The sequence below is a fragment of the Martinezella sp. CNPSo 3964 genome (genome assembly GCF_057784375.1).
The window spans coordinates 47,460-69,383 of record NZ_JBXSOW010000016.1 but is presented as its reverse complement, the minus strand read 5'-3'; the positions used below and the strand labels follow the sequence as shown (position 1 = coordinate 69,383).

General features: G+C 59.0%; 20 protein-coding genes. 10 read left to right on the top strand and 10 right to left on the bottom strand.

Annotated features, from left to right (window positions below; translation table 11 throughout):
• Nucleotides 1–60: 60 nt before the first annotated feature.
• Entirely contained in the window at nucleotides 61–969 is a 909-nt protein-coding gene (locus AC13Q5_RS31985) for a substrate-binding periplasmic protein (protein ID WP_488504389.1), read from the bottom strand.
• 348 nt (nucleotides 970–1,317) lie between these two features.
• On the opposite strand from AC13Q5_RS31985, the gene AC13Q5_RS31980 reads away from it, so the two are divergent.
• The 5 genes from AC13Q5_RS31980 to AC13Q5_RS31960 all read left to right on the top strand — a co-directional run bounded on the left by AC13Q5_RS31980 (nucleotide 1,318) and on the right by AC13Q5_RS31960 (nucleotide 7,333).
• Complete coding sequence (locus tag AC13Q5_RS31980) at nucleotides 1,318–2,508, top strand: pyridoxal phosphate-dependent aminotransferase (protein ID WP_488504388.1); 1,191 nt, start codon at nucleotides 1,318–1,320, stop codon at nucleotides 2,506–2,508.
• 11 nt (nucleotides 2,509–2,519) lie between these two features.
• On the top strand, nucleotides 2,520–4,214 hold the full coding sequence (locus tag AC13Q5_RS31975; protein ID WP_488504387.1) for a dihydroxyacetone kinase family protein: 1,695 nt from the start codon (nucleotides 2,520–2,522) through the stop codon (nucleotides 4,212–4,214).
• A gap of 140 nt (nucleotides 4,215–4,354) precedes the next feature.
• Nucleotides 4,355–5,251: a dihydrodipicolinate synthase family protein gene (locus tag AC13Q5_RS31970; RefSeq protein WP_488504386.1), complete on the top strand. Its 897-nt coding sequence runs from the start codon at nucleotides 4,355–4,357 to the stop codon at nucleotides 5,249–5,251.
• Between the two features lie 166 nt (nucleotides 5,252–5,417).
• Nucleotides 5,418–6,752, top strand: coding sequence for an MFS transporter (locus AC13Q5_RS31965; RefSeq protein ID WP_488504385.1), 1,335 nt, complete (start codon nucleotides 5,418–5,420; stop codon nucleotides 6,750–6,752).
• A 317-nt stretch (nucleotides 6,753–7,069) separates the two neighbouring features.
• Nucleotides 7,070–7,333: a hypothetical protein gene (locus AC13Q5_RS31960; protein WP_488504384.1), complete on the top strand. Its 264-nt coding sequence runs from the start codon at nucleotides 7,070–7,072 to the stop codon at nucleotides 7,331–7,333.
• A gap of 263 nt (nucleotides 7,334–7,596) precedes the next feature.
• On the opposite strand, the gene AC13Q5_RS31955 is transcribed toward AC13Q5_RS31960, so the two are convergent.
• The 3 genes from AC13Q5_RS31955 to AC13Q5_RS31945 all read right to left on the bottom strand — a co-directional run bounded on the left by AC13Q5_RS31955 (nucleotide 7,597) and on the right by AC13Q5_RS31945 (nucleotide 8,985).
• Nucleotides 7,597–8,034, bottom strand: a complete 438-nt coding sequence (locus AC13Q5_RS31955; protein ID WP_457879959.1) for a YqaA family protein — start codon at nucleotides 8,032–8,034, stop codon at nucleotides 7,597–7,599.
• A gap of 4 nt (nucleotides 8,035–8,038) precedes the next feature.
• Nucleotides 8,039–8,314 carry a metal-sensing transcriptional repressor gene (locus tag AC13Q5_RS31950; RefSeq protein ID WP_488504383.1) on the bottom strand — a complete coding sequence of 92 codons (276 nt, stop codon included), beginning with the start codon at nucleotides 8,312–8,314 and terminating at the stop codon, nucleotides 8,039–8,041.
• Nucleotides 8,315–8,703: 389 nt separating this feature from the next.
• Nucleotides 8,704–8,985 (bottom strand): hypothetical protein, encoded by a 282-nt coding sequence (locus AC13Q5_RS31945; protein ID WP_488504382.1) that lies wholly within the window; start codon nucleotides 8,983–8,985, stop codon nucleotides 8,704–8,706.
• Between the two features lie 101 nt (nucleotides 8,986–9,086).
• On the opposite strand from AC13Q5_RS31945, the gene AC13Q5_RS31940 reads away from it, so the two are divergent.
• The 3 genes from AC13Q5_RS31940 to AC13Q5_RS31930 all read left to right on the top strand — a co-directional run bounded on the left by AC13Q5_RS31940 (nucleotide 9,087) and on the right by AC13Q5_RS31930 (nucleotide 11,501).
• Complete coding sequence (locus AC13Q5_RS31940; RefSeq protein WP_457878664.1) at nucleotides 9,087–9,629, top strand: Chromate resistance protein ChrB; 543 nt, start codon at nucleotides 9,087–9,089, stop codon at nucleotides 9,627–9,629.
• A 5-nt stretch (nucleotides 9,630–9,634) separates the two neighbouring features.
• Nucleotides 9,635–10,864, top strand: a complete 1,230-nt coding sequence (locus AC13Q5_RS31935) for an MFS transporter (protein ID WP_488504381.1) — start codon at nucleotides 9,635–9,637, stop codon at nucleotides 10,862–10,864.
• Nucleotides 10,865–10,952: 88 nt separating this feature from the next.
• Nucleotides 10,953–11,501 carry a phosphatase PAP2 family protein gene (locus tag AC13Q5_RS31930; RefSeq protein WP_488504380.1) on the top strand — a complete coding sequence of 183 codons (549 nt, stop codon included), beginning with the start codon at nucleotides 10,953–10,955 and terminating at the stop codon, nucleotides 11,499–11,501.
• Nucleotides 11,502–11,518: 17 nt separating this feature from the next.
• Here AC13Q5_RS31930 and AC13Q5_RS31925 read toward each other — a convergent pair whose 3' ends face one another.
• The 6 genes from AC13Q5_RS31925 to AC13Q5_RS31900 form a co-directional block, all read right to left on the bottom strand.
• Nucleotides 11,519–13,486, bottom strand: a complete 1,968-nt coding sequence (locus AC13Q5_RS31925; RefSeq protein WP_488504379.1) for a glycoside hydrolase family 3 protein — start codon at nucleotides 13,484–13,486, stop codon at nucleotides 11,519–11,521.
• Between the two features lie 135 nt (nucleotides 13,487–13,621).
• A complete protein-coding gene (locus AC13Q5_RS31920; protein ID WP_488504378.1) occupies nucleotides 13,622–14,470 on the bottom strand; it encodes a fumarylacetoacetate hydrolase family protein in 849 nt (282 codons plus the stop codon).
• Between the two features lie 44 nt (nucleotides 14,471–14,514).
• Entirely contained in the window at nucleotides 14,515–15,825 is a 1,311-nt protein-coding gene (locus tag AC13Q5_RS31915) for an MFS transporter (RefSeq protein WP_488504377.1), read from the bottom strand.
• 47 nt (nucleotides 15,826–15,872) lie between these two features.
• Nucleotides 15,873–17,456, bottom strand: coding sequence for a bifunctional 3-(3-hydroxy-phenyl)propionate/3-hydroxycinnamic acid hydroxylase MhpA (mhpA, locus tag AC13Q5_RS31910; RefSeq protein ID WP_488504376.1), 1,584 nt, complete (start codon nucleotides 17,454–17,456; stop codon nucleotides 15,873–15,875).
• Between the two features lie 26 nt (nucleotides 17,457–17,482).
• On the bottom strand, nucleotides 17,483–18,376 hold the full coding sequence (locus tag AC13Q5_RS31905) for a VOC family protein (protein WP_488504375.1): 894 nt from the start codon (nucleotides 18,374–18,376) through the stop codon (nucleotides 17,483–17,485).
• 4 nt (nucleotides 18,377–18,380) lie between these two features.
• Nucleotides 18,381–19,433 carry an amidohydrolase family protein gene (locus AC13Q5_RS31900; RefSeq protein ID WP_488504374.1) on the bottom strand — a complete coding sequence of 351 codons (1,053 nt, stop codon included), beginning with the start codon at nucleotides 19,431–19,433 and terminating at the stop codon, nucleotides 18,381–18,383.
• A 124-nt stretch (nucleotides 19,434–19,557) separates the two neighbouring features.
• Between AC13Q5_RS31900 and AC13Q5_RS31895 the strand changes: the two genes are divergently transcribed.
• Together AC13Q5_RS31895 and AC13Q5_RS31890 are read left to right on the top strand one after the other, a co-directional pair.
• Nucleotides 19,558–20,301: a GntR family transcriptional regulator gene (locus AC13Q5_RS31895; protein WP_457878655.1), complete on the top strand. Its 744-nt coding sequence runs from the start codon at nucleotides 19,558–19,560 to the stop codon at nucleotides 20,299–20,301.
• Between the two features lie 277 nt (nucleotides 20,302–20,578).
• Nucleotides 20,579–21,865 carry a flagellar hook protein FlgE gene (locus AC13Q5_RS31890; RefSeq protein WP_075854893.1) on the top strand — a complete coding sequence of 429 codons (1,287 nt, stop codon included), beginning with the start codon at nucleotides 20,579–20,581 and terminating at the stop codon, nucleotides 21,863–21,865.
• The last annotated feature ends 59 nt before the right edge of the window (nucleotides 21,866–21,924 follow it).

Here is a 21,924-nt window from a genome sequence, read left to right as displayed (position 1 = left end):
TGCCGAGAGACGATATGCCGAGCGTCGGCAAGCAGCCGACGCTCGCTCTTAGATCCGTCGCTATTGCAATGTCATGCGGCTGGCATTGCCGCTCTCCGGCGCATAGGCGCCGATGCCAAGCAGATCGACCAGCTTCTTGCGCTCGTCGGAAACGCCGCTGTTCTTTTCCAGGAAGTCCTTCTTCCAGGTATCGCCGTCGACCCAGTATTTCTTGAGTGCGGCCAGCTCACCGCTTTCCCCGATCTTGGCCAGGAAGAAATTAAGGTATTGCCAGGTGTAGGTGTCGCCCGGACGCACGGCAAAGCCCCAAGTGTCGGTCGTGATCAGTTCGCGCGGCTGTTTCAAGGCCTCGAAACCATATTCCTGTTTTACCACTCCCAAGACAGCCAGATCGTTGAGTGCCGCATCGACGCGGCCCGTCTTCAATGCCTGGTAGGTATCTGTGTCATTCGGGTAGGTTTGCAGCTCCGCCTTCGGGAAGAACTGCTTGGCGGCATCGACGGCATTGGTGCCTGCCTTGACGGCAATGCGTTTGCCGGCCTCATTCAGCTCCTCCCAGGATTTGCCCTCGTCCTCCGGCTTGACGATCGCCACGACACCGGTGGAATACCAGCTCTCCGTCGTGAAAAGGATCTGCTGCGCACGCTTGAACGTCGTCGACATGCTCGTTGCCAGAATATCGGACTTGCGGCTGAGAAGGCCGGGAATGAGCCCCGCCCACTCGACATTTCGCATTTCGAGGTCGACATCGAGTTTTGAGGCAATAAGCCTGTCGAGATCCACGGAAAAGCCGGCCGGATTGCCGTTTGCATCCCTGAACTGCCAGGGGGCCGCCGAAAGATCGTTCATGATGACGATCTTCTTGTCTTTCATGATCTCGCCGAGGGTCCCCTTGGGATCATCGGCAGCCGACGCAACGCCTCCCATCACCAGCGTCAATCCAATTGCGAGCACTGCAAACTTATTCATCGTTACTCCCCTTTTTATCTTGTTCCGCATTGCGGAATAACATTTCCAAGCGAGACAATAAACGCATAAAATAAAATAAACCGCAACGTCTATCTTGACTGCAGCAATTATATTTATTTAAGTGAGCATGATTATAAAGCATATTCCGTATATCGGAATAATGAGAGACAAGGATGCCGGGAGGACGGTGGGTAAAATCAAGCGGACATGACGCGTTAAACTGCCGGCTGCGCTGGGGAGGCGCTCGGGCACAATCCAGATGATTTTTCATCGGTCCGTTCGCTCAGCGCCGGATCGATGCCAACTGCGCTGCGGACCGCCTGACGGCCGCGCGAGGAGATGATTTTTATGGACTATCGGGCGACCGAGTGGCCGGTTTCCGGCACTCCAGCGCGCATCAATGGAATCGAGCTCAACCAGATCTGCGATATTGCCGATCTGGCGCGCGAAGATCCCGATGTGATCAAACTCTGGATCGGTGAAGGCGATCTGCCGACACCTCAATTCATACGCGAGGCCGCAGTCTCCGCGTTATCCGCAGGACAGACCCGCTATACCTATGCTCTGGGCGTGCCTGCTCTGCGCGAAGCCCTGGAGCGCTATCACAAGCGGCATTTCAACGTCGATATCGGCGCCGATCGCTTCAGCATCACGGCGGGCGGTGTTCAGGCCATCATGCAGGCGGTCCAAGCCGTCCTGAACCCCGGCGATGAGGTCATCGTTCCCGTGCCGGCCTGGCCGAACCTGATCGAGATCATCAGCATTCTCGGCGGTAAGGTGGTTCCGGTACCCTATCGCACCCTTGCCGCCGGCGGTTTTGCACTTGATCTCGACGATCTGTTTGGCGCCGTCACGTCCAAGACGCGCGTTATCGCCATCAACTCCCCATCAAATCCGACGGGCTGGGTGATGCCGAGGGAGCACATGCTGGCCGTACGTGACTTCGCCAGAAGCAAGGGCATCTGGATCATATCCGACGAGGTCTATTCCCATTTCACCTATAACGGTGCTCTTGCCCCCTCCTTCCTGGAGATTACGGAGCCTACCGATCGGCTGATTGTCACCAATACCTTTTCGAAGAACTGGTGCATGACCGGCTGGCGCATTGGCTGGGTCATCTATCCGAAGGGGATGTCCAAGATCTTCGACAATCTCAGCCAATACAACACGACCAGCGTCGCCACCTTCGTCCAGCATGCCGCTGTCGCAGCGCTCGATCAGGGTGATGAATTCATCAAATCCCTCGTCGCTCGATCCACGCGTGGACGCGAAATCATTTGCTCGACACTCGATAAGCTGCCGAACGTGCGTGTCTTCTGGCCTGACGGAACTTTTTATTTCTTCTTCTCCGTTCACGGCATGAATAGCGGCTATGATATGGCGCGCAGGATCCTGAAGGAGGCAGGCGTGGGGGTCGCTCCGGGCTCGGCTTTCGGCCCAGGTGGTGAAGAATTCCTACGTGTATGTTTTGCCGTTGATCCTGCACTCATCGAGGAAGGCGCAAGGCGCCTGGAAGCGTTTCTGTGCAAGCAGCAATAGGATGAAGGACAATGAAGAAGCTCATCAATCGACCCGCTGACGTCGTGCGGGAAATGCTGGAGGGCATTGTCGCTCTCGCGCCCGGCCTTGCGCTGCTCGACACGGAGAATGTCGCGCTCCGCGCTGACCTGCCCGCGATCGCGGACCGGCCTGTTGCCCTGATCTCGGGCGGCGGCGCCGGACATGAACCGGCCCATGCCGGATATGTCGGACCTGGCATGTTGACCGCGGCTGTTACCGGCGAGGTCTTCACCTCCCCGAGCGTCGATGCCGTGCTTGCAGCCATCCGCGCCAGTGCCGGCCCCGCAGGCGCTCTGTTGATCGTGAAGAACTATACCGGCGACCGCTTGAATTTCGGCCTCGCCGGTGAACTCGCTGCCATCGAGGGCATCCCAACCGAACTCGTCGTCGTGGCGGACGATGTGGCGCTTTCCGGTCTTGTACCGCGTGAACGCCGCCGCGGCATCGCCGGAACGGTATTGGTTCATAAGATCGCAGGCGCGGCCGCAGCGAGCGGCAAGAACCTAAAGGAAGTTGCCGACATCGCACGATCCGCCGCATCCCGTCTCGGAACTATGGGGGTCGCGCTCGGCTCCTGCATCGTACCGGCTGCCGGCAAGGCCGGTTTCACCCTCGGCGAGGATGAAATCGAGCTTGGCCTCGGCATTCATGGGGAAAAAGGCGTCGAACGCACCAAATTACTGCCCGCCGACGCCATCGCCGACAGGATCATCGAACAGATCGTCAGGGACATGAAGCTTGCGCCAGGCTCCAGTGTCGCGTTGCTCGTCAATGGTCTTGGCGCGACGCCGCCCATGGAGCTTGCCGTTGTCGCCCGCTGCGCTGTTACTGCGCTGCGCTCACGCGGCCTCAGGATCGAGCGGGCATGGAGCGGCAATTTCCTGACGGCGCTCGAAATGCCGGGTTGCTCGATTTCACTCCTGGATTTGAGTGAGGGCGATGTCGCGCTACTGGATGCGGAGACATCCGCAACGGCCTGGCCAAGGGGCGGAGCGGTCTCGGGTCGCATCAATATCGTGCCCGCGATGCGCACCGCGGAGACGGAGGCGCCGCTCGGCAATGCCGGAAGTTTCGACCCGCAAGAATTGCGCCGTATCGGTCTTGCCGTCTGTGATGCGCTGGAAGCGGCGGAACCTCATCTGACCGAACTCGACAGCAAGGCAGGCGACGGTGATCTCGGCGCAAGCATGCTTCGTGGCGCCGAAGCCATTCGCGCCCTGCCCGAAAGCGCCTGGATCAACCCCGCCAATGCCTTGGTTGCGATGGGCAACGCCTTGCGCCGGGCGATCGCCGGAAGCTCCGGGCCTTTCTATGCGATCGCATTGACGCGAGCCGGACGCCATCTCGGCCATAGTGGCCGCTTCTCGCCAGAGGATTTTCGCGCAGCCTTCGCGATCGGTATTGCCGCAATCAGCGAAATCGGCGGTGCAAAACCGGGCGATCGAACCATGCTCGATGCGCTCGATCCGGCCTTAAGAGCGCTCGAGGCAGCCGACGGCAAAGTATCTGCGACCGAGGCCTGGAAACAGGCAGCCTCTGCCGCGGCCGAAGGCGCACGCCGCACGACGGACATGATACCGAAACTCGGCCGCGCGAGCTATCTCGGCGAAAGAGCCATTGGAACGCAGGATGGCGGGGCTGCGGCCGTCGCGATCTGGATGGAGGCGCTGGCGACAAGTCTCTGATTTCGCTGGCGTAACGCCACAGCCGACATTCAAACAACCCAGATTTCATGGCGTCTTCCTCAGGGGAAGCGATCCCTGACCTGCGCCCTGATGTCATCGGCCGACCTCGGCCATCTCTCACTCAAGACAGGAACTGCAACATGAATCTCGACAAAGTCTCCGGCATCATTCCCCCCATCGTCACCCCCTTCACCAAGGACGGTGATATCGATGAAACAGCCTTCCGCAACATCGTCAAATTCAACCTGAAGAACAAGGTTCATGGCGTCTGCGTCGGCGGCAGTTCCGGCGAGGGCCATACGCTGACGTTCGAGGAATTCGTCCGCCTGATGGAAATCACGGTGGAAGAGGTCGACGGACAGATTCCGGTCCTGGCGGGCATCATCGCCAATTCAACGCGCGAAGCCGTGCGTCGCGCCAAGGCCATCTCCCACCTTCCGATCCATGGCCTGCAGGTGACGCCGGTCCACTATGTCTTCAAACCCGACGAGAACGCTACATTCGAGCATTTCAAGACGCTGACGGCGGCCACAGACATACCGGTCATCATTTATAACGTCGTGCCCTGGAACTATCTCAGCCCGTCGCTGCTGATCCGCCTCATGACGGAATTGCCGGGCGTGCAGGCCGTCAAACAAAGCGCTGGCGATCTCAAGCTCATGGCCGACCTGATGATTGGCATCCCCAAGGGCTGCAAGGTCTACACCGCGGTCGATGCCTTGCTCTATCCATCGTTCGCGCTGGGTTGCCATGGCACCATTGCGGCAAATCCCGCCGCGGTTCCCAGCGTCTGCGTCGCTCTCTGGAATGCAGTTCAGCGGGGCGACCATGTCCGCGCCAAGGAGATTCACGAGGCGCTCTTGCGTTTCTGGAACGCGATCTATGCCGACAATCTGCCGGCGAACATCAAGACGGCGATCGCGCTTCAAGGCACCGAGGCAGGCCTACCGCGGATGCCGATGCCGGCAACGACACCCGCGCAGCTCGAAAACATTCAGCGAGAGCTCAGAAACGTGCTGCGCTACGAAGAAAAGTAAGGCCGTCGGCGTCAGGCGCTGCATGAGCAGCGCCTGACGCTAACCCTGATCCATCGGATCGGGCTGGTGTCGTCAGTCAACTCACCTCACTGCATGAGGCTGAATGGCTGAAAGGAGGCGACACGAGCAGACGGAACCACCAAAACGACCTGTACGGGAGGAAACAGTGAGAACATCGGCCCCAGAAAACATCTCTCAAACAGAGAGCCGCATAGCCAATTCGCGACCGGTTCTGGCCAAGGACATGCGCAAGGTCGCATTGGCCAGCGCCATGGGAAATACGATCGAATATTACGATTTCACGCTCTATGCGACCGCCACGGCGCTGGTGTTCAACAAGATATTCTTTCCAAACGACAATCCCCTGATCGGAACGCTCGCCGCATTCGCCACCTTCTTTGTCGGATATTGCGCGCGCCCCATCGGCGGCATCGTATTCGGCCATTTCGGCGATCGCATCGGCCGCAAGACAGCCCTGCTGTTGACGATGATCATCATGGGAGCCGGAACTTTTCTCATCGGGCTCGTACCCTCCTACGACACAATCGGCATATGGGCGCCGATCAGCCTCCTCCTCCTGCGTCTCGCTCAGGGGATCGGGATAGGCGGAGAGTATGGCGGCGGCATGGTGATGACGGTCGAACACGCGCCGCCCGAGCAACGAGGCTTCTACAGTTCCCTGGTTCACGTCGGCGTCCCTGCCGGCTTCCTGATACCGATTGCCCTGCTCGGCATTTTGTCGACACAGATGAGCGAGGCAGCCTTCCTGTCCTGGGGCTGGCGACTGCCGTTTCTCTTCAGCATCGTGCTGGTTGCCCTTGGCCTGTTCATCCGCTTCCAGATCTCCGAAACTCCCGCCTTCAAGCGCATTCAGGAGCAGGGAGAGACAGCCACCCTGCCCGTCGTCGAAGCCGTCCGCGACCATCGCTACAACGTGGTCCTTGGAATCGGCGCCAAGATTGCCGAAAGCGGCCTCTTCAACATCTATGCCGTCTTCGCCATTACCTATTGCGTCAATTCGCTGGGTCTGCCACGCCAATTGATCCTGAATGGCGTGCTGGTCGGCTGCGCTCTGGAATGCCTGACGCTTCCCCTGTTCGGTGCACTTTCCGACCGGATCGGGCGGCGCGCGGTTTACATTACCGGCCTCGTTTTCCAGGTCGCGCTCGCCGCAGTCTTCTTCGCCATGCTGGATAGCGGCAACACGACCAGCATCTGGCTTGCGATCGCGCTGGGCCTGGCGGTCGGGCATGGTTCAGTCTTCGGTGCCCAGGGCGCCTTCTTCTCCGAATTGTTCCCTGCCCGCATCCGCTACAGCGGCCTCTCGCTGGTCCAGCAGATCGGCCCGATCCTTGGCGGCGGCCTTTCGCCTCTGCTGGCAACAACGCTTATGGCCGAGTATCCGGGAAACACCACCCCCATTGCCGTCTATATGGCACTGATGGCCATCTTCTCGGCTACTTGCGCATTCGCATTGCGCTCCGCAAGATCAGACAATTAGACAATTAGAAGACCGCTTCGTAGTTGGTTTCGATATATCGCGTACTACGGCAGCCAATCCCTTTTCGGGGTGAGGCTGTCGATACGGACGGGCCAATTGATCCACCCTGTCCCGCAGGCTTTCCCGTTCGGGCCTTTTCCAGAACATGCCCAGGTTCGCCCCGAGCAGAAGTCGTGAAAGTCTCCGCGCCCAGTCAATGATTTTGCCGGTCATAGGGGCACCAATGCTCGAGGATCCGGACCCTGCGTCGACAAAAATCTGCTGCGCCGTTGAATTATATCGTATTACGATATAATTTACAGCTTGGAGGATTATTCATGATCGAGACGACCAAGGACACAACATCGGATTTGGAGCTGTTTGCCAGGCGCCTGGCCCGTGGTGCCAGGCTCAGGAGCGCCCTGCGGCATTCACCGACCTCCGACGAACTTATGGACCTCAGACACGCGCTTGATTTGCGTCTTCAGCGCGGCAGGATGGACTTGAAACTTCTGGTACTGGAATGGCGATATGACGTCGCGCTTTTGCTCGATCATATGCGCCACTGGATGTTCGAAGTAGATCGAGATTTCAACCGGTAGGAACTGCGGTGGTTTGCGCGCAAGTAACCGATCCAAAGTCTGGACGTGATTGACAACGGATTTTCGCGGCTTTGGCGCAGCGGCGTGGTATCTATGAGAATGTACTTATTGTCCGCGGACCAGGTCAGCCAATCTTAAATTGCGAAAGTCTTTCAAGCGATCATTTGTCGCGGGCAATCGAGAGGCGGCACATGATCGTCGTGCAGCTCAAAGCAGGCACTTCGGGTCATGATCCGACGGGCATCCGCTTCGGTGCAGGCACCTCACGTCAGGCTAGTCGTTACCAGCGCAAGAGCGACATAGCGCCCAACCTTCGCGATCGTTACAAACAGTAGGAAGGTCGGCAATGGTTCCCGCAGGACGCCCGCAACAACGGTGATCGGGTCGCCGATAACCGGTACCCAGCTTGCCAGCAGCGACCATCGCCCGTAACGGCGATACCATCCTCGTGCGTGATCGAGTGCATCGTTACCGATCGGGAACCAACGACGGTCGCGAAGCCGTTCGATCCCTCTACCTAGCATCCAGTTGATGACGGAGCCCAAAATATTGCCGACGCTGGCAGTAACGACAAGCCAAAGCGCCGAATACCTTTCGGTCAGAAGAAGCCCTGCAAGCGCCGCCTCGGATTGCATGGGAAGGATCGTTGCCGCACCAAGGGCCGCCACGAACAGCCCGAAATAGGCAAACAAATCGGTCATATCCTTAGAGATACTTCGTGATCGTCTTGAACTCGTCTATGGATTGGCGCTTGTCTCGCGGGAGAGCGCCAAATGTTTCCTCGAGGCAATGATCGAGATGATCCTGAATGAGTGTCCGCTTCGCATTGACGATCGCTTTCTCGACGGCAGATAGCTGCTGGGCGATGTCGAGACATGGCTTGCCATCCTCGATCATGGTTATAACGCTTTTCAGATGTCCGTGGGCGCGCTTAAGCCGCTTGACGATCTCGGGATGGGTGTCATGTGCGTGTTCTGTCATGATTTCCTGTATCCCCCCAGAGAGGATAACTGTCAATACCAGCCAGATCTCACGAAAAATCCTGCGCCTACGAACACGCAAGGTAGCCGCGCGTCCGGCAGCCGTTGCGCCGTCGCGCAACTCTCACAGTGTCGGCGTCAAGAAGCTGATGAAGACATGACCGACCGTAGCGAACTTGACTGGGGGACGAGGGGTCGTCGAGGATGACAACAGCTTCAGCATCCCGATCAAGCCAGTCTTTTATCGTCGCAACCGTGGTTCCTTGCCACATTAGCTCGGCCTCAGATTGACGCCGTCGAAACCCTGCATTTCCTACCTTCGCGGTCAGGATACCATCAAGTACAAACCTAAAGGACAATGGATGAAATCGATCGTTTCAGCACTGTGGGCTACAGCTGCGGAAGAAAAAACGCCGTTAGCGAAGGGGAACTCCAAGCGTCGCTAACGGCAAACTTTTCCGAGATCATCGCCAGAACCTCCGCTCGTAGTCGAACGGGACCGGCGGTATCGTTTTGCAGCTTCTGGGCGATCTTGCCGTAAAGCGCGTACCGTTCCGCATCGTTGTCGTCGGCGCGCGAGCTGGAAAAGAGGCCGTTCTCAGCATTCCCGCACTGCTGGCGAATTGAGACATTCGCTGACCCTCTTCGGTCGCTCGCAAGAGCGACGTCCATCTTCCACGGGACAGTTCTCCTGAAGTTCAATTGAAGGTTCCATTTCATGGTTAACATGGTATGTGTGAAATGTAACGGCCGTAACAATAAAGAGAAACGTCTTGCATCAATGGATTTTGCTTACCTACAAGGTGCCCTCGGAGCCTGCAGCCCGAAGGGTCGCGTTGTGGCGGCGCCTTAAGGGCTTGGGAGCCATCTATCTCCAGAATGGGGTTTGCCTCCTCCCCCGCACCGACGAAAACCTCCGACGGCTAAAGATGTCGGAACTGGATATCTCCGAGATGGGTGGCGAATCCGTGTTGCTGGAGTCGGCGCCTCTCGACGACGCTCAACTCAACAAAGTGATCGAACGCTTCAATGCAGATCGTGATGAGCTCTATCGGGAATTCATCGGACGCTGTGACGATTTCGAGACGGAAATCGCGAAGGAAATATCGAAGCAGAAGTTCACCTATGCCGAGCTCGAAGAAGAAGATACGGATCTGAGAAAGCTCCAGGAATGGTTTGAGCGGATCAGGAAGCTCGATTTCTACGGCGCGCAATTAGCAAACTCTGCTGCCGAGAAGCTCAAAGCCTGCGAAGCCCTGCTCGACGATTATGCGCGCCAGGTTTTCGAGGCCAACGAAGAGAACAAAGGCGGCTGAACAAGATGCGTCGAAAGGCCCCGCCAATAGTCGATTTTACTGCAAAAAGCCGGCGACCGGCACCAGCCATACCCGGCGGCGTCTGGGCGCTGGGCTTCGTCTCGCTTTTCATGGACATCTCCTCCGAGATGATCCACACCCTGCTTCCCGTCTATATGGTGGCTGTTCTTGGAGCCTCGGTGCTTTCCGTCGGTGTCATCGAAGGCATCGCGGAAGCCACCGCTGCGATCACGAAAGTATTCTCTGGGGCCATAAGCGATTGGCTCGGCAAGCGAAAACTGTTGGTCCTGTTGGGATATGGGATGGCCGCACTGACGAAACCGATTTTTCCGATTGCGCCGTCGATCGGCTGGCTTGTGGCAGCACGTTTCATCGACCGTATCGGCAAGGGCATTCGCGGTGCGCCACGGGATGCCCTGATTGCAGATATTTCGCCTCCCGAAGTTCGCGGCGCAAGCTTCGGACTGCGTCAGTCTTTGGATACGGTCGGCGCCTTCCTCGGCCCGGCGCTCGCGCTGCTTCTCATGTGGTGGACTTCGGATCAGTTCGGCACGGTTTTCTGGATTGCCGTCATCCCTGCCTTCGTAGCAGTCGGCCTCATCCTTTTCTTCGTCAAGGAGCCTGCAAAAGCGCACAGCGACAAAGGCGTGAGATTTCCGCTACGAAAATCCGATCTCCTGCGTCTGCCAAGCACATACTGGCTTGTGACGGGGGTGGCGGCGATTTTTACGCTTGCGCGCTTCAGCGAAGCTTTTCTGTTACTCGATGCCCAGAGCCTCGACATGCCGGTCATGTTAATTCCGCTTGTGCTGATCGGCATGAATTTCGTCTATTCGCTATCCGCATATCCGGCGGGCGTTCTTGCCGACCGGGTCGACCGCGTCACCTTGCTTTTGATCGGTGTCGGACTCCTGGTCGCAGCTGATCTGATCTTGGCTTTTGTTCCTGGGCTTCCCGGTCTGGCTCTCGGAGTTTTGATCTGGGGCTTGCATATGGGTTTCACGCAAGGAATCTTTGCAACGCTGGTTGCGGACGCCTCTCCAGGCGATCTGCGGGGAACAGCTTTCGGAGTCTTCAATCTTGTTTCCGGCATTGCCCTGCTGTGCGCCAGCACTCTTGCCGGCGGCCTCTGGGAATGGATCGGGCCTGACAGCACCTTTGTCGCAGGCGCGGCTTTTGCGTCCATGGCTGGTCTGTTCCTGCTTGTTTTCAGAGAGCGTCTCGAGAGGGCCTGAACCGCCCGCCTGCTTAATAGTTCCCGTTGTGGCTTCAGGCAGATGTCAGTGAACTGGTGCATCTCATCGGAACACGATAGGAGACCAAATGTACGAACTCGACGTTGCCATTACCGAATGGATCAACAGTTTGGCAGGGAACCGCCTTCTCGACCATGTCGTGATCACTATCTCCAACCTAGGTGTCCCATTGCTCGTCCTTGCCGTGGCCGCCCAATGGTGGGCCAGCTCCGAACGGGCAAAAACGCGCCACGTGCTGATCGCGGCCGGACTGACTTTCTTAATCGGGCTTGGGATCAATCAGATCATTTTGCTCTTCGATCACCGCATCCGGCCATATGACGTTGGAATCACCCGGCTTTTGATTGAACGCAGCAGCGATCCTTCGTTCCCATCCGATCATGCGACGGCGAGCTTCGCGATTGCGGCAGCCTTCCTTGTGCGCAAGCTGCCGAAGCGCGCCCTTTTCTTCCTTCTGGCCGCCATTCTGGTGTCCTTGTCGCGGGTCTATATCGGCACGCACTATATCAGCGACGTCATGGGCGGCGCACTGACAGGCATCTTGGCGGCAATCCTGGTCAAAGCGCTCTACAGACCGGAGACGCGTGTCGATCGCTTCATTACCGGCATCCTTTGAACCGGATGAGCCCTATGTCAGTACTGCATGTGATAGCCGATCGGATAGAGCGGGTGGGACGTGTCGTGCGGCACATCGGATTTCTGCATCCGGACCTCCTCCATCGATGAAGGAAGCTCGAAGGGCAGCTTGCCTTCCGCCTTCTGCTTGCCCTCGATCACATCGAACAAGGCTGCGTCGCTTGCACCGAAATTGGCAAGGATCGCAGCGGCATGCTCGCGGATGCCGGTAAGGATCGCCGGACGCGCCAGATAGACGGTAACGATCGTCGGAACCTGCTTTGCCGTCTCCTTGAACGCCTCGAAATCGGCGTTACCGTCCTTGAAATCCAGATCGCCTTCCTGCTGACGGGAACCGAAGAAGTAGTTCATATGCGGCTGCTGATATGGCGCGTTGAGACGTACCACGGCAAAGTCGGCATCCTTGGCATCAGCCACCACAGTAAAGCCCCGCGCCGACGCGATTTTGGCATCGACACCGGAGAGGAACACCTTCTTGCCTGACGTCACCGGCAGCAGGCCAGCCTTGTTGTCGAGCAAGACCATGGCTCGGCTTTGGGCAGCCGTTGCCTCCACGGAAAACGCCGCATTGCCAACGATTGCCTGCGCCTTTTGCGGGTCGACATAGGGATTTTCGAAGAGACCCTGCTCGAATTTCTGGACGAGGATACGAGTTGCAGATTGGTCGAGGCGCTGCTCGCTGATCTTTCCTTCCTTCACCGCCTCCACCAGAAGATCGGAAGAGGTGACACCGCCGAACTGATCGACGCCGGCATTGACGGCTTTGGCGAAGCGGTCGACACGGCTCAAATCCTCCACGCCCCAAGGCATGCCAAAGGTTTCCTCGTTTAGGGTCGGCTTTACACCGGGCTTCTCGCCATCCAGGCAAGTTCCCTTGCAGTCGTTGGTGATCAGCCAGTCGCTGAGAACCACGCCGTCGAAGCCATAATGGCCGCGCAGCAGGTCGGTCAGAAGCTGCTTGCTGTATCCCGCACCCACCGGCTCCAGCGGCTTGCCGTCGAGAGTCACACCATCCAGGATCGAATATGTCGGCATCACTCCGCCGACCTTCGCCTTGAAGGCGCCCTCGAACGGGATGAGATGCTCGGCAAAATTGTTGCCCGGAAAGGTCGCGTAGCGTCCATAGACGTTGTGGCTGTCGTAACCGTCCTTTGCCGCGCCATAACCGACCCAGTGTTTGGCCACGGCAACGACACTGTCCTTGTTGATGCCGTCTTCGCCATTCTGGAACCCGGCCACATAGGCTTCCGCCATGGATTTGGCGAGTTGCGCGTCCTCACCGAACGTCCCGTTGGTACGCGGCCAGCGTGGCTCGCTGGCGAGATCCACTTGCGGAGACAATGCCTCCTGTATGCCGACGGCGCGATATTCCTGACGGACGATATCGCCGAAGCGCCGGACGAGCGACGGATCGCCTATGGCCGCCAGCCCGAGGGTCTCGGGCCACTTCGAGAATCCTCCCGCCGAAACGCTCGCTCCGAGTACGAACTGGAAGTGATTGCGCGGATCAGTGCTGATCGTCGCCGGAATACCGAGCCGTCCGGCCTCGGCGATCTCCTGAAGCTTGTTGTTTTCCTCGGCCAAGCGAGCGGGATCACCCGCCAATCGCGTTATGAAGGTCACGACCTTGCGTCCGTCGATCATCTCCTTGGCGCGCACAAGATCATATTCGGTCCCGACCCCCATGCCGGAACCGGGGCCGACGGATGGAGCGGTGCCATGCATCATGAGGCCGGCCTTCTCCTCCAGTATCATCTGTCTGATGAGATCTTCAGCCCGCTCGGCAGCCGGCAGGCGCCAGTCCTCGTAAGGATCAAGTTTGCCATTGCGATTGAGATCCTTGAAGGAAAGTCCGTCAATAGTCAGCGTCTTGGCGACGCGGGCCGAAAGCGCGGACTGCTCCTGCGACAAAGCTGTTGAAGCGAGCAGCGATCCGATCGCGCATAAGGCAATGAACTGTTTCATGACATCCCTCCCGAAAGAATTTCAATCGATCCCGGCAAATTGAAGGGGCGCAAATTGCGCCACTTCCCATGCTTCGACGGAACCTGTCGGCCCGCCGGTCCCCATCAGCTTACAGCCGAAACTGGTAAGCAGAAGCTAACGCAATTCGTCGACGATCGGATTGCTGAGAACGCCGAGCCTGTCGACTTCCACCTCCACGACATCTCCCGGCTTCATCCACAGCGGCGGCTGCCGCTTGGCGCCGACCCCGCCTGGTGTGCCGCTGACAATGACGTCGCCCGGCTCCAGCCGCGTGAAGCTGGAGCAATATTCGATCTGCCGTGCAATATCGAAAATCATCTGGCCGAAGATCGCGTCCTGCACGACTGTCCCATTGAGACGCGTCTGAATGCGAAGATCGGGTAGCGGACCAAGCTCGTCCGGCGTCATCATCCACGGCCCGAAGGAACCGGTGTCGGGGAAATTCTTGCCCGGCGTGAACTGATGCGTATGACGCTGGAAATCACGCACGCTGCCGTCATTGTAGCAGGCATAGCCGGCGACATAACCCATGGCCTCGTCGCGTGCGATGTAACGGCCGGACTTGCCGATGATGACCGCCAGCTCGCCTTCGAAATCAAGGTCAGTCGAAACCTTCGGGCGCACGATCGGGGCGAGATGGCCTGTCTGGCTATTGGCATAGCGAGCGAAGATCGTCGGGTTTTCCACCTCCGCACGTCCCGTCTCCTGGCGATGCATTTCATAGTTCAGGCCGACGCAGAGGATCTTGTCGGGATTGGGAATGACCGGCAGCCATTCGATGTCGCCGAGCGGCGTCGCGACAGCGGAAGCGGCTGCCTCGGCAACGCCGGCAAGACCGGCGGCCACAGCCGATTTGAGATCGGCATAGCGCGACGCGAGAACCGCGCCGGCATCGAGGAAGCGATCGTCTTCGACGACGCCCCAGGTCGTGCGGCCGGCAATCTTGACGGTGGACAGTCTCATGGTTTGTGCTCCTGTAGGGGGGTCAGACTGGATGGCGGGCGCATTCACACCCGCTGCATTTGATCGGTGAAGCGCGTCAACTTGCCGAAGCGCTCTATGGTGCGATCCGGAAAGATCAGCGCGAAGGCGGAAATTGCGCCGATGATGAGGATTGCGGCTGTAAACAGCATGGCATTTGCATAGCCGGCCGCGACATGATCGGGTCCGGCTGCCTGCACGATCATGCCGGTGACGGCGTTGGATGCGAGTGCGGAGACGGCGTTTGCGGAGTAGATGACGACGATCAAACGTCCGCGCTGGACAGCGGGTGCGACGCTTCCGAGCGTGATCGGGCCGTAGATCGTCGTAAGACTCGGAGCGGCAAAGGCGATCGCGATCAGCGCCAGTTGCAGCGGACCACTGACATGAACCGAGGCAATCAATGCCAATCCACTGATGAGAAGAGCATAGCCCGAAGCACTGCCGAGGGCAGCGCGCTTACTCACACCCTTCTGAAGCATGCGCTGCGCAATCCACGAACCGATAAGCAACAACGGCGACTGGAAGATGTAAACAGCCGAAATGATCGAGCCAGTTTGGGTCTGCGAATAGCCGAGTCCCTGCTGCAGGAAAGGCGGCAGCCACGTGGCGGACATGCCGACGATCCAGTAGGACATGGTGGACATGATGATGACGCCGATGACGGTCGGGTCGAGCCAGAGCTTGCGAGCGGGGATCGGGGCCTCTCCCGTTACGGCGCGAGCCTTTTCATTCTCCGCGACCGCATGCGGCCCTTCACCGCCGATGAGCAGCCAGGCAATGATCCAGGCAACGCCGATCAGCCCGCAAAAGAGGAAGCCCGAACGCCAGCCGTAATTGACGATCACATAAGTCAGGATCGGCCCGCCGGCGAGCAAACCGACGCTGATGCCCTGCAGCACGACGGCGCTCGGCACGCTGCGCTTTTGCGGACTGAACCAGTTATGGCAGGCATGCAATGCCGTCGGCAATCCCGGTCCCTCCCCAAGGCCGAGCAGAATGCGGCAGGCGACGAGAACCGTCACCGAGCTGGTAAAGTAGATCGGGATCTGCGCGATCGACCAGATCGCCGCGAGAATGACGAGGATCCATTTGACGGGGACGCGACCGATGACGAACAGGCCGACGAGAACGCCCGAAATGGAGAACAAAAGAAAGAAACTGCTGCCGATCAGGCCGAACTGCTGCGGCGAAATACCGAGGTCTTTCATGATCGACACGGCCGACAGGCCGAAGACCAGCTTGTCGAAGAAGTTCAGCGTCTGGAACAGGAAAAGCAGGATAAGGACGGCAAAAGGTTGCCATTTGCTGGTGGTATCGGCGGTTGACTCGGACATATGTTCCTCCCAGAACCTCAAAGAAAACTGCAATTGCCGACGCTGCCTCAGGCGAGACGCGTGCTTAGATCGGCGATCTGTTGGCGAAGGACCTCGACGCTTCGGGCAGCGCCAAAGACATAGTGGTCAGGACGCACGAGCGCGGAGATCGCACCATGCCGGTCGAACCAGGCGGAAAGCACGCCGTCCTTCTCCCGGAGTGCCGACGGGTCGATTGCATCTGCATCCTTGGGCACAACAGCCTTCACCACGATCCCGTCGATCGCTTCGGCCAGTGTCTGTCCTTCTGCCACGCCGATCCGGCGGCCATCGAGAACCAGCCGCCATTCCGGCCCGGTGAAGGCGTCCATCAGGCGTTGATCCGAACCTTCGACGATTGCAGGCTGCGGAAACAGCAATCCGCGTGCCGGCGTGCCTTCCTCGGCGATCAGGCCGTCCTCGATGGGCGGGACGATTTCCTGGCGGGTCATGGTCAGCGGCTGACCGCCGCCCTCTGCAAGAATGCGGGCGTCGCGCGCGGCGGCGGCAACGGGATCACGTTCACAGATCGTCTGGCCGATCGCCTTGATCTTGCCGGTCAGCGCCTGCACATGCCGCTTGCGTTCCACCGTGTAGGTGTCCAGCAGCGCTTCGGAAGATCGTCCCTTGAGGATGCGATCGAGCCGCCAGACGAGATTGGAAACGTCGCGCAGGCCCTGGCACATACCCTGTCCGATAAAGGGGGGTTGCTGATGCGCGGCATCGCCGGCGATGAGCACCCTGCCCCGCCGCCATTCGTCGGCGACCAACGCATGGAAACGATAGGCGGCAGCACGCCAAAGCTCGCCCTCCTCCGGCGCCAGCCACGGCGACAGCAACCGCCAGACATTGTCGGGCTTTTCCATCTCCCGCGGGTCTTCGCCTGGCAGAAGCATGATTTCCCATCGGCGGTGGTTCCTCGGCCCCATGATGTAGCTTGTGGGGCGCGCTGGATTGCAGAACTGGGCTGAAGTCTGCGGCAGGTTGGCAAGTGCTGCCTCGTGCACCTGCACATCGACCACGAGCCACGGCTCGTCGAAGACGAGATCTTCGAGCTTCATTCCGGACAGTTCGCGCACGCGGCTCCAGGCACCGTCACAGCCGATTACATATTTTGCGGCGACCTTGCGACTTTTGCCGGACGAATCCTGAAGCGTCGCGACCACCTCATCCGCCCGTGGATCGAGATCGACCATTTCCGTGCCAAGCTCTATCGTCACGCAGTCGAAGCTCTCGGCATGGCGCCTCAAGACGGCCTCGACGGGAGGCTGAGTAAACACCATGCTGGGGGTGTAGCCGAGCGGATAGGGCTCGGGCACCATGTCGATGCGGCGGATGAGTTGGCCCTCGGCGCCAAAGTGCTGGGATGCCGTGAATGGTGCGATATGGGGAAGCACCTCGTCGGCAATGCCCATATTGTCGAAATGGCGCAGGATTTCGTGGTCCAGCGCGATGGCGCGCGGCTTGTCGTAGATACCGGTCAGCCGATCGACGACGAGCGTGGAATGGCCGCGCGCACCGAGCATGCCGGCGGCCACGGCTCCAGCCGGGCCGAACCCGACCACCAGCACATCATAGCGGTTCGAAATATCACTGTCGTTCTTCACGGGCATGCCTCTGCAAATGTCTACCGGGCGCATCAGGCGCCGGAAAATCCGATGGAAATCTGCGCCTTCTTGCAGGCGTCACTCTTTGGAGGCGCAATGCCCCAATGGTCGGTCCGACCGGGTGGCCAGACCCATTCCTCCGGGCCTCGAGCCCGGTAGGCGTCGTCCACCTGCAGGACTTCAGCGGTGTATTCGATCACCACACCCTGCGGATCGACAAAATAGGCGAAAACATTGTCGCCTGGCCCATGCCGGCCGACACCCCAGCCGATCGGATAGCCGTGATCAACGACGCGGCCAGAGCCTCGCATGACGGATTCGAGATCGGGCATCAGGAAGGCGACATGGTTCAGCCCGTTTGACGGCGCTTCAGCCAGCACGACCGCATGATGGTCGTCGTTGCAGCGCAGGAAGGCCATGAGCCTCGATCGGTCCGTCAAGCGGAAACCCAGGACATCGCGATAGAAGTCCGAAAGTGCCTCGATCTGACGGCTGTTGATGTTGACATGAGCGAGACGCCCCGGCCGGTTGGCAACCACGCGCCCCTGCTTGCGGCGGTCACCGCACACAAATTCCAGCACCGAGCCTTGTGGCTCGCGAATAACGAAGCGCTCGCCGTGCGCAGGCCCGTCGGCAGGGCCGATTTCGCGCAGCACAGTGCAACCCGCGGTAACCGTCTTTGCAAAGAGCAATCCTAGCTCTTCTGGTGTGCCCACACGAAAGCTGATCTTGCGCAATTCCGCGCGGTCGCTTTGCTTCAGTTCCAGCACATGAAAATCATCGCCGGTTGCCGCCAGGAAAACCTTGCCACCTATTTCGGCAACGACGTCGAGACCCCAGATGCGAGTATAAAAGTCGACAGACGTCGCAAGATCGAGCGTACCCAGTTCCACGCTGCGCAAAGCGATGACAGGAAATTCAGTCATAGGATCAAACCTCGTCCAAGCCCAGGAAGGCGCGTGCATTCGCAAATGTCAGGCGCGCGCGCAGATTTGCATCGGCGAACGCTTCTTCGATGCGAGCGACAGGCTCGTTCTCACGGAAATTGAAGGGATAGTCGGTTCCGAGCAGCACGCGCTCCTTACCGAAGACGGCGACGAGATGGCGCAGCATGTTCGCGTCAAAGACCAGCGAGTCCACATAGAGACGTCGCGCCTGCATAGCAGGGCTCTCCGTCATGATCTCGTTGAGCGCCGGGAAAGCGGAATAGCCCTGCTCCAGCCGCGGCAGCAGCGAGGCAAATGTGCCGCCGCCATGACTGAAGGCGATCCGCAGCTTCGGGAGTTTCTGAAGCAGCCCGCCGGTAATCACGGATGCAGCCGCCAATCCGACATCGGTCGGGAAGCCGAGCACCTGCTGAAGCGGCGCCGGCCCGAGCAGCCTGTCCATGCCGGCCGGGCGCACCGCATGTACGAAGACCGCAGCGCCAAGCCTCTCGGCTTCCGCAAAGAATGGGTGGAAACGAGGATCGCCGATCGGCACGCCATTGATATTGCTGCCGATCTCAACACCGCGAAAGCCGAGCTCGCCGACGATGCGATGCAATTCGAGAATTGCAAGATCAATATCCTGAAGCGGAACACCGCCGAGCCCGACGAAACGCCCCTCACCCTCCCCGACGATCGCCGCGATCGCATCGTTGACGTATCGAACGAGGTCGCGTGCTGCGTTCGTTTCGATCCAATAACCGAACAGTTCCGGCATGGGAGACAGCGCCTGAATGCGGATGCCGGTCCGGTCCATTTCCTCCAGCCGTCGCTCGGCGACCCAGCAGGCATCGCTGACCGTGCGATAGGGCTTGTCGTCGATGACGACCGTTGCGTGGCAAGCATCTGCGGCAACCATCGAAGGCCAGCCGCGGACCGGGGCACTCCCTGCCGGAAGCGGAAAATGGGCGGGCACAACGTGACAGTGGATATCAATGCCGCAGCAGGCGCAGCCACTCGCAAAGGCGCCTGTCGCTCCCCTTTTCGCTCCGCTCATTAAATCCTCCCTCGTTAACATCCCTCATAATGTACAAACTTTTTGTCGTAAAGATAAAATTTATAAATTTTGTGCCAACGCTTCCTCGTGTATATAAAAAGCGATTTGCAAGCCAGAGAGCACCATGAACGTCAACTTGCTGAAGAAAGGGGCCGAAAGCCCCGCGACATTGGCAACCAGCATCTATGAGCGGCTGAAGGCCGACATTCTTTCAACGCGCCTGGAACCTGGTCGCAAGCTGCAATTGCGCTTTCTGATCGAGCATTACGATGCCGGTCAGACACCCTTGCGCGAGGCACTGAACCGACTGACGACAGAGGATCTCGTCATCGGAAAGGAACAGCGCGGCTTCTTCGTCAAACCCATCAGCCTGGATGAATTGCACGAGCTGACGAAAACGCGCTGTTGGGTGGAGACGCTGGCGCTGCGGGAATCAATGGCGAATGCAACGCCCGACTGGGAAGAGGCGCTTCTGGTCGCCCATCACCGGCTGGAGCGCACCCCACGTTCACTCAACCCGGAACATTTCGAGGATAATCCGGAATGGGAAAGGCTTCATCGCGCCTTTCACGCGCTGCTGATCGGCGGCTGCGGATCGAGGCCGTTGATAGGCTTTTGCGAGCAACTCGCCGATAGGCTCTACCGCTATCGTGCGCTTTCGATCCGCAAGGCCTTTCGCGTGCGTAAGGTCAGTGATGAGCATGCGCGCATCCTCAAGGCCGTGCTTGATCGGGATACCGCGGAAGCCGAACGGTTGCTGCAGCTTCATTATGAGAAAACGGCCGACATCATCCGCGCCGACCTTGATACAGCAACAGAAGGCGCCGCTGTGACTGGCTCGAATACCCAACTTGAGCCAAAGCACTAAGCTCCGGCAGGCGAAAGCCGTTGATGACGCCTCTCCATCCAAGGCCCTGGCTGTCAGGGCCTATTGCGGCCTGCCGCAGAAAGTGAAGCTCTCCACAGGATATGAGCATCCGGATCGCACCCTTGAGCCATCCACGAATTGAGGATGTGGAACGCTTATCGGCTCAAGGATCGTCGAATGTTTTGAACTGATTCAAACTGGCGACGCGCACGAAAAAGCCAGCTTCACACAAGTCATTACCGCTACCATCCCGGCATCAGCAACGTGCGAGGAACCAATGAGCATCTTTGGTAGCATGAAAACGGCAGTTTCCGGCATGAACGCGCAGGCAAATAAGCTTAGCACCGTGTCGGACAACATCGCGAACGTCAATACAACGGGCTATAAGTCGGCAAGCACCAGCTTTTCGTCGTTGATCCTGCCTTCGGGCGGCGGCAGCTATAACTCCGGCAGCGTCGAAACTAACGTCAGCTATTCGGTCTCGCAGCAGGGCGATACGGTCTCCACCTCGTCGAGCAGCGATCTCTCGATCCAGGGTTCCGGCTTCTTCGTCGTGCAGGGCGCCGACGGCAAGACGGTTCTCACGCGCGCCGGCGACTTTACTCCGGATGCGAATGGCAACCTCGTCAACTCCGCTGGCTATACCCTGATGGGTTACTCCTATGCGTCGGGCGCGCCTGCCGTCGTCGTCAACGGCTTCGACGGCCTGGTGCCGATCAACGTCAATCAGAGCGGCCTCGCCAGCACGCCCTCAACGACAGGCACTTTCACGGGCAACCTCAATTCGAATGCAACGACCGTTACGGATGCATCGACCTTGCCAAGCGCCAATCCGACCTCGGTTACCTCCGATACCCAGAAGAGCTCGGTTGTTGCCTATGATAAGCTCGGCAACTCCGTCATGTATGACGTTTACTACACCAAGACCCAATCTGCCGATTCCACCACGGGCGCGACGGATCAGTGGGAGGTTAGCGTCTATCGCAATGCCGATGCGAGCACCTCCGGCACCTCGTCATTCCCTTATTCCTCCGATGCAGTCGGTTCGACGACGTTGACATTCGATTCAAGCGGAAATCTGACGAGCGGCGGGACGTTCACCATCACCGATCCAACGACGAGCGGATCCATCGCGATGGATCTGAGCGGAATGACCCAGAAGGCCAGCGACTTCAGCTCGACGGGTTCGACCAACGGCCAGGCGGCAAGCCCCGTTACCGGCGTCACGATCGACAAGAGCGGCGTCGTCTATGCAAACTACAAGACCGGCGACCCGAAGGCGATCTATCAGATCCCGCTGGCAACCGTTGCAAGCCCGGACAAGCTCACGCTCTTGAGCGGCAACGTCTATCAGGCCAATGCCGATTCCGGCGTGACCGTCACGAGCTTCGCCAACAGCAACGGCCTGGGCTATATCCAGTCGAACTCGCTGGAAGCATCGAATGTCGACCTGGCCGGCCAGCTCACCGACATGATCCAGGCACAGAAGAGCTACACGGCAAACTCCAAGGTCTTCCAGACGGGCTCCGACCTCTTGGACGTGCTGGTCAACCTCCAGCGCTGATTCTCCGCCGGCTTAATCAGAAGGGCCCTCCGGGGCCCTTTTGTCGTGCGGCCCGGCGG

Coding starts and splice junctions, on each gene's coding strand:
- AC13Q5_RS31985 (WP_488504389.1), bottom strand. CDS start 969: ATGAATAAGTTTGCAGTGCTCGCAATTGGATTGACGCTGGTGATGGGA.
- AC13Q5_RS31980 (WP_488504388.1), top strand. CDS start 1,318: ATGGACTATCGGGCGACCGAGTGGCCGGTTTCCGGCACTCCAGCGCGC.
- AC13Q5_RS31975 (WP_488504387.1), top strand. CDS start 2,520: ATGAAGAAGCTCATCAATCGACCCGCTGACGTCGTGCGGGAAATGCTG.
- AC13Q5_RS31970 (WP_488504386.1), top strand. CDS start 4,355: ATGAATCTCGACAAAGTCTCCGGCATCATTCCCCCCATCGTCACCCCC.
- AC13Q5_RS31960 (WP_488504384.1), top strand. CDS start 7,070: ATGATCGAGACGACCAAGGACACAACATCGGATTTGGAGCTGTTTGCC.
- AC13Q5_RS31955 (WP_457879959.1), bottom strand. CDS start 8,034: ATGACCGATTTGTTTGCCTATTTCGGGCTGTTCGTGGCGGCCCTTGGT.
- AC13Q5_RS31950 (WP_488504383.1), bottom strand. CDS start 8,314: ATGACAGAACACGCACATGACACCCATCCCGAGATCGTCAAGCGGCTT.
- AC13Q5_RS31945 (WP_488504382.1), bottom strand. CDS start 8,985: ATGGACGTCGCTCTTGCGAGCGACCGAAGAGGGTCAGCGAATGTCTCA.
- AC13Q5_RS31935 (WP_488504381.1), top strand. CDS start 9,635: ATGCGTCGAAAGGCCCCGCCAATAGTCGATTTTACTGCAAAAAGCCGG.
- AC13Q5_RS31930 (WP_488504380.1), top strand. CDS start 10,953: ATGTACGAACTCGACGTTGCCATTACCGAATGGATCAACAGTTTGGCA.
- AC13Q5_RS31925 (WP_488504379.1), bottom strand. CDS start 13,486: ATGAAACAGTTCATTGCCTTATGCGCGATCGGATCGCTGCTCGCTTCA.
- AC13Q5_RS31920 (WP_488504378.1), bottom strand. CDS start 14,470: ATGAGACTGTCCACCGTCAAGATTGCCGGCCGCACGACCTGGGGCGTC.
- AC13Q5_RS31915 (WP_488504377.1), bottom strand. CDS start 15,825: ATGTCCGAGTCAACCGCCGATACCACCAGCAAATGGCAACCTTTTGCC.
- mhpA (WP_488504376.1), bottom strand. CDS start 17,456: ATGCCCGTGAAGAACGACAGTGATATTTCGAACCGCTATGATGTGCTG.
- AC13Q5_RS31905 (WP_488504375.1), bottom strand. CDS start 18,376: ATGACTGAATTTCCTGTCATCGCTTTGCGCAGCGTGGAACTGGGTACG.
- AC13Q5_RS31900 (WP_488504374.1), bottom strand. CDS start 19,433: ATGAGCGGAGCGAAAAGGGGAGCGACAGGCGCCTTTGCGAGTGGCTGC.
- AC13Q5_RS31895 (WP_457878655.1), top strand. CDS start 19,558: ATGAACGTCAACTTGCTGAAGAAAGGGGCCGAAAGCCCCGCGACATTG.
- AC13Q5_RS31890 (WP_075854893.1), top strand. CDS start 20,579: ATGAGCATCTTTGGTAGCATGAAAACGGCAGTTTCCGGCATGAACGCG.